Source organism: Pseudomonas sp. SJZ077 (genome assembly GCF_007993905.1).
Classification (GTDB): domain Bacteria; phylum Pseudomonadota; class Gammaproteobacteria; order Pseudomonadales; family Pseudomonadaceae; genus Aquipseudomonas; species Aquipseudomonas mandelii.
This window is the reverse complement of the sequence record NZ_VIUJ01000019.1, coordinates 118968-130997: the sequence shown is the minus strand read 5'-3', so window position 1 is coordinate 130997 and position 12030 is coordinate 118968. Positions and strand designations below refer to the sequence as shown.

General features: G+C 59.0%; 12 protein-coding genes. 5 read left to right on the top strand and 7 right to left on the bottom strand.

Annotated elements, in window-relative coordinates; translation table 11 throughout:
• Positions 1-115: 115 nt before the first annotated feature.
• Positions 116-1645 (bottom strand): 2,3-bisphosphoglycerate-independent phosphoglycerate mutase, encoded by a 1530-nt coding sequence (gpmI, locus tag FBY01_RS24795; RefSeq protein ID WP_010464572.1) that lies wholly within the window; start codon positions 1643-1645, stop codon positions 116-118.
• A 153-nt stretch (positions 1646-1798) separates the two neighbouring features.
• Here gpmI and FBY01_RS24790 point away from each other — a divergent pair, with 153 nt between their 5' ends.
• From FBY01_RS24790 to secB, 3 genes are read left to right on the top strand one after another with little or no spacing between them, the layout of a single operon-like run.
• Positions 1799-2212 carry a rhodanese-like domain-containing protein gene (locus FBY01_RS24790; RefSeq protein ID WP_010464571.1) on the top strand — a complete coding sequence of 138 codons (414 nt, stop codon included), beginning with the start codon at positions 1799-1801 and terminating at the stop codon, positions 2210-2212.
• A gap of 1 nt (position 2213) precedes the next feature.
• A complete protein-coding gene (gene grxC / locus FBY01_RS24785; protein WP_010464569.1) occupies positions 2214-2468 on the top strand; it encodes a glutaredoxin 3 in 255 nt (84 codons plus the stop codon).
• A 41-nt stretch (positions 2469-2509) separates the two neighbouring features.
• On the top strand, positions 2510-2995 hold the full coding sequence (secB, locus tag FBY01_RS24780) for a protein-export chaperone SecB (protein ID WP_007949026.1): 486 nt from the start codon (positions 2510-2512) through the stop codon (positions 2993-2995).
• A gap of 121 nt (positions 2996-3116) precedes the next feature.
• Here secB and FBY01_RS24775 read toward each other — a convergent pair whose 3' ends face one another.
• Positions 3117-3572 carry a tRNA (cytidine(34)-2'-O)-methyltransferase gene (locus FBY01_RS24775; protein ID WP_145309851.1) on the bottom strand — a complete coding sequence of 152 codons (456 nt, stop codon included), beginning with the start codon at positions 3570-3572 and terminating at the stop codon, positions 3117-3119.
• Here FBY01_RS24775 and FBY01_RS24770 point away from each other — a divergent pair.
• Positions 3571-4011, top strand: coding sequence for a hypothetical protein (locus FBY01_RS24770; protein WP_145309853.1), 441 nt, complete (start codon positions 3571-3573; stop codon positions 4009-4011). The genes FBY01_RS24775 and FBY01_RS24770 overlap by 2 nt on opposite strands.
• Before the next feature lie 540 nt (positions 4012-4551).
• On the opposite strand, the gene ntrC is transcribed toward FBY01_RS24770, so the two are convergent.
• The 5 genes from ntrC to glnA form a co-directional block, all read right to left on the bottom strand.
• Positions 4552-5988, bottom strand: coding sequence for a nitrogen regulation protein NR(I) (gene ntrC / locus FBY01_RS24765; RefSeq protein WP_010464563.1), 1437 nt, complete (start codon positions 5986-5988; stop codon positions 4552-4554).
• Positions 5985-7070, bottom strand: coding sequence for a nitrogen regulation protein NR(II) (glnL, locus tag FBY01_RS24760; protein ID WP_010464561.1), 1086 nt, complete (start codon positions 7068-7070; stop codon positions 5985-5987). Before glnL ends, ntrC begins: the two co-directional genes overlap by 4 nt.
• A gap of 231 nt (positions 7071-7301) precedes the next feature.
• Positions 7302-7922 (bottom strand): DUF4124 domain-containing protein, encoded by a 621-nt coding sequence (locus FBY01_RS24755; protein WP_145309855.1) that lies wholly within the window; start codon positions 7920-7922, stop codon positions 7302-7304.
• Positions 7919-8428 (bottom strand): DUF4124 domain-containing protein, encoded by a 510-nt coding sequence (locus FBY01_RS24750; protein ID WP_145309857.1) that lies wholly within the window; start codon positions 8426-8428, stop codon positions 7919-7921. The genes FBY01_RS24755 and FBY01_RS24750 overlap by 4 nt, the downstream gene beginning before the upstream one ends.
• Positions 8429-8730: 302 nt before the next feature.
• Positions 8731-10137 carry a glutamate--ammonia ligase gene (glnA, locus tag FBY01_RS24745; protein WP_010464555.1) on the bottom strand — a complete coding sequence of 469 codons (1407 nt, stop codon included), beginning with the start codon at positions 10135-10137 and terminating at the stop codon, positions 8731-8733.
• Between the two features lie 330 nt (positions 10138-10467).
• On the opposite strand from glnA, the gene thiI reads away from it, so the two are divergent.
• On the top strand, positions 10468-11922 hold the full coding sequence (thiI, locus tag FBY01_RS24735) for a tRNA uracil 4-sulfurtransferase ThiI (protein WP_042932446.1): 1455 nt from the start codon (positions 10468-10470) through the stop codon (positions 11920-11922).
• The last annotated feature ends 108 nt before the right edge of the window (positions 11923-12030 follow it).

The following is a 12030-nucleotide window of genomic DNA, read 5'->3' as shown; positions in this document are numbered from 1 at the left end:
GAGTGATGTTTGCCCTGATGAAAAACCAAACCGAATACAAGCCAAATTCTATGTTTGGGTGTTCCCCCCAAACATAGAATCTCCCACAGGGTTTGGCGTCGTCAGATGGATCTGGTTACACCAGAATCGACGTGCCGGTCATTTCAGATGGTTTTTCCATCCCCAGCAGCATCAGCATCGTCGGCGCGACATCCGCCAGCACGCCGCCATCACGCACCTTGAAGTTCCGCTTGCCGACATAGATGAACGGCACTGGCTCGGTGGTGTGAGCAGTGTGTGCCTGGCCAGTGGAGGCATCGGACATTTGCTCGACGTTGCCGTGGTCGGCTGTAATCAGCGCTTCACCGCCAACCTTGTCCAGCGCTTCGACGATACGGCCGACGCACAGGTCCAGGCATTCAACGGCTTTCACCGCCGCATCAAACACGCCGCTGTGGCCAACCATGTCGCCGTTGGCGTAGTTGACCACGATCACGTCGTAACGCTGGTTTTCGATGGCCTCGACGATGCGGTCGGTGACTTCCGGGGCACTCATCTCGGGCTGCAAGTCGTAGGTGGCGACTTTTGGCGACGGAATCAGGATGCGTTCTTCGCCCGGGAACGGTTCTTCGCGACCGCCGGAGAAGAAGAAGGTCACGTGGGCGTATTTCTCGGTTTCGGCGATGCGCAGCTGGGTCTTGCCGTTTTTCGCCAGGTAATCGCCCAGCACGTTGTCCAGGCTGCCGGCGGCAAAGGCCGATGGCGCAGGGATGCTGGCGGCGTATTGGGTCAGCATCACGAAACCGGCCAGTTTCGGCTGGCGCGCACGTTCGAATTCCTTGAAATCGTCTTCGACGAACACGCGGGTCAGCTCACGGGCGCGGTCGGCGCGGAAGTTCATGAAGACCACGGCGTCGCCATCTTCGACTTTCACCGGCTCGCCGATGGAGGTGGCTTTGACGAATTCGTCGCTCTCGCCACGCTCATAGGCAGCTTGCAGCCCTTCCTGTGCGGTGGCGGCGTTGAATTCGCCGTTGCCGTCGACAATCAGGTTGTAGGCCTGGGATACGCGGTCCCAACGGTTGTCACGGTCCATGGCGAAATAACGGCCGATGATGCTGGCGATCCGGCCTTTGCCCAACGCCTGGAAAGTCGCGTCGAGCAGTTCGATGGACGACTGGGCGCTTTTCGGCGGGGTGTCGCGGCCATCGAGGAAGGCGTGCAGGTAGATTTTTTCGGCGCCGCGCTTGTAGGCCAGTTCGGCCATGGCGACCAGGTGATCCTGGTGGCTGTGAACGCCGCCATCGGACAGCAGGCCCATGAAGTGCACGGCTTTGCCGGCAGCAACGGCTTTATCGACTGCAGCGCAGATGGTCGGGTTCTCGAAAAACTCGCCGTCGCGGATCGATTTGGTCACGCGAGTAAAGTCTTGATACACCACGCGACCGGCACCCAGGTTCATGTGGCCGACTTCGGAGTTGCCCATCTGGCCGTCCGGCAGACCGACGTCCATGCCGCTGCCCGAGATCAGGCCGTTCGGCACAGTGGCCCACAAGCGGTCCAGTACGGGCTTCTTCGCCGCAAACACGGCGTTGGATTCAGGGCTCTCACTGTGACCGAAGCCGTCGAGAATAATCAGGACCAAAGGTTTAGGCGTGGTAGTCATGGATTCCACTCGTGGCTGAATTAAAAGAGGGCGATGGAAAAGGGAGTGGCAGTTTAAAGCGAAGTTCCTGCGCCGTCACCGCCGGACGGGGTTTGGCCCACCATAGTGGCTGTGTATACTGGCCGACATTTTAACGCCCTGGAACCTCCTTCGATGGTTGCTAACCTGATTCAATTCGCCACTAACCACTATCTGCTCGTCGGTATCTTCGTCGTACTGCTGGCGTTGCTGATCGCTTATCAGATGCAAGGCGGCGGCCGCAGCCTGAGCACCGGTGAACTGACCGGCTTGGTCAACAAGGACGCGGGCGTTGTAATCGACATCCGTCCGGTCAAGGATTTCGCCGCCGGTCACATTGTTGGCGCGTTGAATATTCCTCACGACAAGCTGACCGCTCGCATTGCCGAACTGGAAAAGCACAAGGCCAAGACCATCATCCTGGTCGATGCCATGGGCCAGACCGCCGGCACTCACGCCCGCGAACTGATGAAATCCGGCTACACCGCCGCCAAGCTGTCCGGCGGTATTTCCAGCTGGAAAGGCGATAACCTGCCGCTGGTGAAGTGATATGAGCAACGTCGTCGTCTATTCCAGCGATTACTGCCCTTACTGTTCGCGAGCCAAATACCTGCTCGAGAACAAAGGCGTGGCCTTCGAAGAGATCAAGGTCGATGGCAAGCCGCAGGTGCGAGCCGCCATGGCCCAGAAGGCCGGACGTACGTCCGTGCCGCAGATCTGGATCGGCGAGCGCCACATTGGTGGCTGTGATGATTTGTTTGCCCTTGAGCGCGCCGGCAAGCTCGACGCCATGCTCAAGGCCTGAACGCCTTCCCTATAAGACCCCAAGATCAGAAAGGATCTGAGATGACTGACCAACAGAACACTGCAGCTAGCGAAGAAGAAACCGCACCGCAATTCTCCTTGCAGCGCATCTACGTACGTGACTTGTCGTTCGAAGCCCCGAAAAGCCCGGCGATCTTCCGCCAGCAGTGGGAGCCAAGCGTCGGTCTGGATCTGAACACTCGTCAAAAGGCCCTGGAAGGCGACTTCCACGAAGTCGTGCTGACCTTGTCCGTGACCGTGAAAAACGGTGACGAAGTGGCGTTCATCGCTGAAGTGCAACAGGCCGGGATCTTCCTGATCAAGAACCTGGACGACGCTTCGATGAGCCACACCCTCGGCGCGTTCTGCCCGAACATCCTGTTCCCGTATGCTCGCGAGACCCTGGACAGCCTGGTGACCCGCGGTTCGTTCCCGGCCCTGATGCTGGCGCCGGTGAACTTCGACGCGCTGTACGCACAAGAACTGCAACGCATGCAGGCGGCTGGCGAGACTCCGACCGTTCAGTAAGCGGTTCAGCAACACCCATGTGGGAGCGAGCCTGCTCGCGAAAGCGGTGTTTCAGTCGGTATTGATGTCGACTGACACGCCCTCTTCGCGAGCAGGCTCGCTCCCACATTTGTTATGGGTGTTACTTGAAACCGAGCTGACGCCAGCCTTCGTAGACGGCGACCGCCACGGTGTTCGACAGGTTCAGGCTGCGGCAGCCTTCGCGCATCGGCAAGCGCAGGCGTTGTTCGCCGGGCAGGGCATCGAGCACTTCCGCCGGCAAGCCACGGCTTTCAGGGCCGAACAGGAACGCGTCGCCCTCGGCGAAGCTGGCATCGTGGAACGGGCGCGAGCCCTTGGTGGTGAACGCGAACAGCCGTGGATGACCAAGACTTTCCAGGCAACTGGCGAGGTCCGCGTGGCGTTGCACGGTGGCATACTCGTGGTAGTCGAGGCCGGCCCGGCGCAGGCGTTTGTCGTCCATCTCGAAGCCCAGCGGTTCGATCAAATGCAGGTGGCAGCCACTGTTGGCGCACAGCCTGATAACGTTGCCGGTATTCGGCGGAATTTCTGGTTGAAAGAGGATGACGTGAAACATGCACGGCTCCGAAGGTAAAGATGAGCGGCATTCTACGCCGCCCATCGATCCACGTTCGAAACTATTACCGCGGGTGATGGGTTCGCTGGCGATTGTCGGACTGATGGTGGGGCTGATGATCGGTCGCCTGACCACGCCTGACCCCAGCGAATTGCAACAGGTCGAGGTGACGGACGATGGGCTGGTGGTGTGGTTCAACAACGAACCCAAATCCCATGGCGAATTCGTGGACGGCAGCCTGGCGCTGCTGTTCGAGGCGCAAGGCAAGGCGCAGAAAGGTCAGCTCAAGCTCAACGATAAGGTCGTGAACTGGCGGACGCGCTTGAGTGATGGGGGGTTGTTGCTGACGGTAGTAGCGGCCCGGCCACTGCTGGGCGAGTGGACCGGTAGCGAGGTCGATGACCGCTGGCGGCTGGAGATCCATCTCCGGGAGCAATAAAAGAGGGAATCCCCGGCCTGCCTGTACCAAGGTTCCCAAAACGGCAGGGCTCGCGCATGGCGTCGAGCCCGGTGTAAAGAAGGAACCCCTGACCTGCCTGTATCAAGGGCCCCAAAACTGGGGGGCTCGTCGCGAGTGCGGTATGAGCCCGATGTAAAGAGGGGAATCCCCGGCCTGCCTGTACCAAGGTCCCCGAAACCGGGTAGTGAACTGAATCACTGAATGGACTATTGCAGGGGGCGTGCCAGGTTTTAACAAGTTGAAACAGAAAGCTGCGCTGGAATGCCGAAAGCCCCGTATTGCGGGGCTTTCGTGTTTTTTCGATAGGGGTTCAATTGCGAAAACCGGCGGGGTTCTGGATTTGTTTTTGTGCGCGATTGCGGTTCACGGTGCATTCAGTCGGTGCACGTTGGCCCCAAAAGCTTCGCGGGCAAGCCTCGCTCCTACAGGGTTTGCGCCATTTCAAGATTAGCGCGTGACCTGTAGGAGCGAGGCTTGCCCGCGAATGGATGTAACTGTCAGCGAAGATCCAAAGGCTGCTTAGCCTTCTTCCCCCTCATCATCATCCCCGCCATCAACCTTCATCCCCAATTCCTTGATCTTGCGCGTCAGGGTATTACGTCCCCAACCCAGCAAGACCGCCGCATCGCGACGTCGCCCGGCGGTGTGTTTCAGGGCGGTCTCGATCATGATCCGCTCGAACGCCGGTACCGCGCTGTCGAGCAAACTCGATTGACCGCGAGCCAACGCCTGATCAGCCCATTGACGCAGCGCTTGCTCCCAATTGGTCACAGGCGCCGAATCCTGCGGCAGGCTCAGCAGTTCCGGCGGCAGGTCGCTGATGTGCACTTCGCGACCCGAAGCCATCACCGTGATCCAGCGGCAGGTGTTCTCCAGCTGACGCACGTTGCCGCCCCACGGCAGGTTCTTCAGGTATTCCTCGGTTTCGCTTTTCAGCAGCTTCGGTTCTACCGCCAGTTCTTGCGCAGCGCGGCTGAGGAAGTGCTTGGCCAGGGTCGGGATGTCTTCGCGACGGTCCGACAGCCGTGGAATGTGGATGCGGATCACGTTGAGGCGGTGAAACAAGTCCTCACGAAATTTCCCGGCGTGCACCAGGGTTTCCAGGTTCTGGTGCGTCGCCGCGATGATGCGCACATCGACCTTTACCGGCGTATGACCGCCGACGCGATAGAACTCGCCGTCGGCCAGTACGCGCAGCAAGCGGGTCTGGGTGTCGGCCGGCATGTCGCCGATTTCATCGAGGAACAGCGTGCCGCCGTCCGCCTGCTCAAAGCGCCCGCGACGCAGGTTGGCTGCGCCGGTGAACGCGCCTTTCTCATGGCCGAACAACTCGGATTCCATCAGGTCTTTCGGGATCGCCGCCATGTTCAACGCGATGAACGGCGACGCAGCCCGTGGACTATGGCGGTGCAGGGCGTGGGCTACCAATTCTTTACCGGTACCGGATTCACCGTTGATCAGCACGGTGATGTTGGAGTGGCTCAAGCGCCCGATGGCGCGAAACACTTCCTGCATCGCCGGCGCTTCGCCGATGATTTCCGGGGTGCGGGTCAAGGCGACCGGGACTTCCAGGCCTTGCTGTTCCTGGGCGTGCTGGTTGGCGCGTTTGACCAACGACACCGCTTCGTCGACGTCGAACGGTTTTGGCAGGTACTCAAACGCGCCGCCCTGATAGGACGCGACAGCGCTGTCCAGATCGGAGTGCGCAGTCATGATGATCACTGGCAACCGTGGGTGTTGCTCGCGAATCCGCGCCAGCAGGTCCAGGCCACTGGCACCCGGCATGCGGATGTCGGAGATGATCACGTCCGGCTGCTGGCGCGCCAGGCGGCTCATCACGCCATCGGCGCTGTCGAAGCTTTGCGTGGTCATGCCTTCCTGCTGCAAGGCTTTTTCCAGGACCCAACGGATAGAACGGTCGTCATCGACGATCCACACGGTTTCACTACGGCTCATGTCGATGTGGCTCCTTGTTCCAGGGGCAGAAAGATCGAGAAAGTGGTGTGGCCTGGGTGGCTGTCACATTCGATCAGGCCCTGGTGCTGGCTGATGATGTTCTGGGTAATGGCCAAGCCCAGCCCGGTACCGTCCGGGCGGCCGCTGACCATGGGAAAGAAGATGGTTTCTTGCAGGTCCGCGGGAATGCCGGGACCGTTGTCGATGATTTCGATCTTGGTCACCAGGCGATGGCGCACGTGGCCAATGGTGAACTGGCGCATGGCGCGGGTGCGCAGGCTGATGCGGCCCAGGCGCAGCTCGTTCTGGCTGCTGATGGCCTGCATTGCGTTGCGCACGATGTTCAACACGGCCTGGATCATTTGTTCTCGGTCGATCAAGACGTCGGGAATGCTCGGGTCGTAGTCGCGCACCAAAGTGATGCAGCCCTGACTTTCGGCCTCGACCAGATGGCAGACACGCTCCAGCACTTCGTGGACGTTGCACATGGCCAATGACGGCAGCTTATTGGAGCCGAGCATGCGATCGACCAGATTGCGCAGGCGGTCGGCTTCTTCAATGATCACGTTGGTGTAATCGCGCAGGCTTTCCTCCGGCAGTTCACGGGCAAGCAATTGCGCCGCGCCGCGAATCCCGCCCAGCGGGTTCTTTATTTCGTGAGCGAGACCGCGCACCAGCATTTTGCTGGTTTCCTGTTTCGACAGTTGCGCCTCTTCCTTGGTGATCCGCAACAAACGGTCACGGGGGTGGACTTCCAGCAGCAGCATCGTGGCGCCGTTGGCCAGGATCGGCGTTACCGCGTAGTCGACGGTCAGCGTCTGGCCGGTGAGGGCGGTGAGCATCGCTTCGCGCTTGGTAAACGGGTGCGCCTGCTCGACCGCCTGGCGCAAGGAATTCAGCGCTTCAGTGGATTCGGTGAACAACTCGCTGATGAACTGCCCATGGCTACGCTGACCGCTGATGGCCAGGAGCATCTCCGCCGCCGGGTTCATGTACTCGAGGCGCAATTCGGCATCGAGCAAAATGGTAGCGGTGGTCAGATTGTCGAGAAGCAGACGATGGAGTGCGTCACTGATGGTCATTTAGGACCTCTTTTGGAGCAGGGCATGCGCGCGAATAACGCGCCGATATGAGGAAAATGCAAAAACCAAACCAAGGCTCCGAAAAGAAGCGTTTAAAGCCTGAAACGGGCGTTTGACGCTCGTTTGCGTGGCGTTCTGCCAGCTTTTGCGGGTACTTTCGAACCAAAATGGGTTGAGATGTGGGTACGGTGCACCCTATTGCACCAATATAGTGCGCAAAGCTGAACGGCGTTAGAAGAAACGCAGGAAGGGGTTTTTTTCTTCTTCGGGTTTGTCTTTGATCGGACATTCCGGCCGTTGGCCATAGTCGGTGAGAGCGCAAGGTTTGACTTTGCGCTTCTGTGCGAGGGAGATGCGCAGCATCTGGAAGGGTTGATTGGCCGTGCGTTCGACGGTGCGACCCTGTTCATCGAGGATTTCCACGGACAGGTTGTGGCGGCCGCGGTCGATGTTGCTCAGGGCAAACACCGGACTGACGCCGGGCTCGGCGGTGGGTTGGCCGTCGAGCAGCAATCGGTAGCGGTGCCCTCGTTGCAGGCCTGGTTCATTGGTGACACTGACGATCAGCTCACCGGCATTGCTACGGACCGTAGCGTCCGGTTCCGGGACCAGCACGCGGAGCATGTCGTAGTGGAACAAGGGTTTGTCTTCGGTTTTTTGCGCAGCGGTCACCGGCGCGGCCCCGCTGGGGTTGGCAGACATGCGATTGCTCGTCGCCAGCGGCACACGCTTGGCGTTGCCTGAGCCTGGCTGGTCGGTGTAGACCCGGTTGCCCTGGGCGTCGACGTAAGTGAACACCTCGGCCGTGACCGGCAGCGCGATCAGGCAGGCGATCAGCAGCCACATCCTCATCGCTTGTGCACCCGTTGCACGGTCAATGTCTGCGTCGGGCTTTGCTGGATGATGTGCTCGCCATCGATCACCTGCACCGCCAGGCTGTGTTCGCCACGATCGATGTTCACCAGTTGCAGGATCGGCACGTTGCTCGATTGCCCATAGGGTTGGCCATCAAGCAACAACCTGAACAGATGCGGCGCTTGCAGGCGCGGTTTGATCAGGACGCTGACTGTGAACGTGCCGTTGTTGGCGCGCAGGGCTTCGTCGGTGGGCAAACCGGTCAACTCCAGCACCTCATAGGCGCTGCGCGGCGGCTCGCGGTTGCTGGCTTCGGCAGCGGGTGCGGGAGGTGCCTGAGGCGCAACGCTGTTGAGCGGTGGCAACTCGACCGGCTGCGCCTTGACGCCATCGGGTGGCTGATTGCTGTAGGCGGTGTTGCCGGAGGCGTCAGTGTACTTATAGATCTGCGCTGCGGCGGGCAGGGCGATCAGCAGCCACATCAGAAGAAAACCACGACCCATAAAATCGACCAGAAACGAAAGCGTTGGGGTGCAGCATAGGTCAGGGGGGGCGGTTGACCCAATTCAAAAACATCCGGGCATGATTTACAGGGATCTCCCAAACGCTACTAAAACCTGTGGGAGTGAGCCTGCTCGCGATAACGGTGATCAGCCAACATCAATATTGAATGAAAAAATGCCATCGCCGGGAAGCCGGTCTCACTCCCACAGGGTTTTTCAGCGCTTGTTGAATCGCGGGCATAAAAAAGACCTCCCGAAGGAGGCCTCTTTCTTGTCACGCCGCTTGCGCAGGCGCTACCGGATCAGCAGCTGTAGTACAGCTCATATTCCAGTGGGTGTACGAAGGTACGTACTTTGATTTCTTCTTCGCTTTTCAGAGCGATGTAAGCGTCGATGAAGTCATCGGAGAACACGCCGCCTTTGGTCAGGAACGCACGACCTTTGTCCAGCTCTTCCAGGGCTTCTTTCAGGCTGCCGCAAACTTGTGGGATCTCTTTCGCCTCTTCAGGCGGCAGGTCGTACAGGTTTTTGTCAGCTGCGTCGCCAGGGTGGATCTTGTTCTGGATGCCGTCCAGGCCAGCCATCAACAGTGCAGCGAAGCCCAGGTACGGGTTGGCTGCTGGATCCGGGAAGCGGGCTTCGATACGGCGAGCGCGAGGGCTGGACACGTAAGGAATACGGATCGAAGCGGAACGGTTACGAGCCGAGTAGGCCAGCATTACCGGCGCTTCGAAACCTGGGACCAGACGCTTGTAGGAGTTGGTCGACGGGTTGGTGAAGCCGTTCAGGGCCTTACCGTGCTTGATGATGCCGCCGATGAAGTACAGGGCGGTGTCGGACAGGCCGGCATAGCCTTCGCCAGCGAAGGTGTTCTTGCCATCTTTGGCGATGGACAGGTGAACGTGCATACCCGAACCGTTATCGCCGTACAGCGGCTTAGGCATGAAGGTCGCGGTGCGGCCGTAGGCATCAGCCACGTTGTGTACGCAGTACTTCAGGGTCTGAACTTCGTCAGCCTTGGCCACCAGGGTGTTGAACTTCACACCGATTTCGTTCTGGCCGGCAGTGGCCACTTCGTGGTGGTGAACTTCGATAACCAGGCCCATCTCTTCCATGGCGTTGCACATGGAGGTACGGATTTCGTGGTCGTGGTCGAACGGCGGAACCGGGAAGTAGCCGCCTTTGACGCCTGGACGGTGGCCTTTGTTGCCGCCTTCCACGTCCTGGTCGGACATCCACGAACCTTGTTCGGAGTAGATCTTGAACATCGAACCGGAGATGTCGGACTTGAACTTCACTTCGTCGAAGATGAAGAATTCTGGCTCTGGACCTACGAATACGGTGTCGCCGATACCGGTCGACTTCAGGTATTCCTCGGCACGCTTGGCGATCGCACGTGGGTCACGGTCGTAGCCTTGCATGGTCGAAGGCTCGATCACGTCGCAAACCAGGATCAGGGTCGGCTCTTCGGTGAACGGGTCGAGGACGGCAGTGGAGTCGTCCGGCATCAGGATCATGTCGGAGGCTTCGATGCCTTTCCAGCCAGCGATGGAGGAACCGTCGAACATTTTGCCTTCTTCGAAGAAAGCTTCATCCAGCGCGTCGCGAGCCGGCATGGTCACGTGGTGCTGAGTGCCTTTGGTGTCCGTGAAGCGCAGATCAATCCACTTGACGTCATGATCTTTGATGAGTTGAACCGACTTCGACATAGTGTCCTCCGGGTGGCTTCGGGCTTAGTAGTGGATGCCCTTAGAATGTGGGTGATGCCGGCGCGAATACTCTGCCAAGGCAACCTGCCTCACAAGGGAGCAAATTGCATGCCAGTGCCCCAGCATGGGTTTTTTGCCCCAATATCACGCTTATAGAGGCACAAAGCGTCTGTAAGCGGAAAATCTCGCCCTACAATGTAGCGTTAAAATCATCAAATGACCTGTTTTGGTGCGCGCAAAACCTTCTGCACATTAACTGGTTAAACCTTGAGCAATTTCCGCTATAATCCGCGCCCCCCTTTTTCGGCTGGGCCTGCGCGCGCTGTTTTCATGAAATTAATCGTAAAAGTCTTCCCTGAGATCACCATCAAGAGCCGCCCGGTACGGATGCGTTTCATCCGCCAGTTGGCCAAAAACATCCGTACCGTGCTCCGCGATCTGGACCCGGCTGTGGTGGTGAACGGTGTGTGGGACAATCTCGAGCTGGAAACCCGCGTCAGCGAGCCCAAGGCCCTGAAGGAGATGACCGAGCGCCTGAGCTGCATGCCGGGCATCGCGCATTTCCTGCAAGTCGATGAATACCCGCTGGGCGACTTCGACGACATCGTCGCCAAGTGCAAGCAGCACTTCGGTGATGCGCTGGCCGGGAAGATCTTTTCGGTACGCTGCAAGCGTGCCGGCAAGCACGAATTCAGTTCGATGGACGTCGAGAAATACGTCGGCAGCCAACTGCGTCGTCAGTGCGGCGCCGCGGGAATCTCGCTGAAAGAGCCGGAAATCGAAGTCCGCCTCGAAATTCGCGACAAACGGTTGTTCGTGATCCACAGCCAGCACAACAGCATCGGCGGTTATCCGCTGGGCGCCCTGGAACAGACGCTTGTGCTGATGTCGGGTGGGTTCGATTCCACGGTGGCTGCGTACCAGATCATGCGCCGCGGCCTGATGAGCCATTTCTGCTTCTTTAATCTGGGCGGGCGGGCCCATGAACTGGGCGTCATGGAAGTCGCGCACTTCATCTGGAAGAAGTACGGCAGCTCCCAACGCGTGTTATTTGTGAGTGTGCCATTCGAGGAAGTACTGGGAGAAATTCTCGGGAAAGTCGATAACAGTCATATGGGTGTAGTTTTGAAGCGTATGATGTTGCGCGCTGCTTCCCGTATTGCCGATCGGCTGGACATTGAAGCGCTGGTTACCGGCGAGGCGATTTCCCAGGTGTCGAGCCAGACACTGCCGAACCTGTCCGTGATCGACTGCGTGACCGACAAGCTGGTCTTGCGTCCGCTGATCGCCAGTCACAAGCAGGACATCATCGACCTGGCCAACGAAATCGGTACTGCCGACTTCGCCAAGCACATGCCGGAATATTGCGGGGTCATCTCGGTGAACCCCAAGACCCACGCCAAGCGTCCGCGCGTGGAGTACGAAGAACAACAGTTCGACATGGCAGTACTTGAGCGTGCGCTCGAGAACGCCAAACTGGTGCCGATCGATCGCGTGATCGACGAATTGGGCCAGGACTTGCAGATCGAAGAAGTCAGCGAAGCGTTGGCTGGTCAGATCGTCATCGACATCCGTCACCCGGATGCCGCTGAAGACGACCCGCTGGGCCTTGCTGGCATTGAGGTACAAACGATGCCGTTTTATGCATTGAACGCTCGTTTCAAGGAACTGGACCCTACTCGCCAGTACCTGCTGTATTGCGACAAAGGCGTGATGAGTCGCCTGCATGCCCACCATTTGCTCAGTGAGGGGCATGCCAATGTGCGCGTTTATCGACCGAGCTAAGTGCCCGGGGCTGTTTGCCTGTGGCCTGCGTCACCGGCCCCCCGACGCCGCCGTCAAGCTGTAACGGCTTTGCCGGACTCTACTGTTAATCGCTGCCAAGACTTGTCA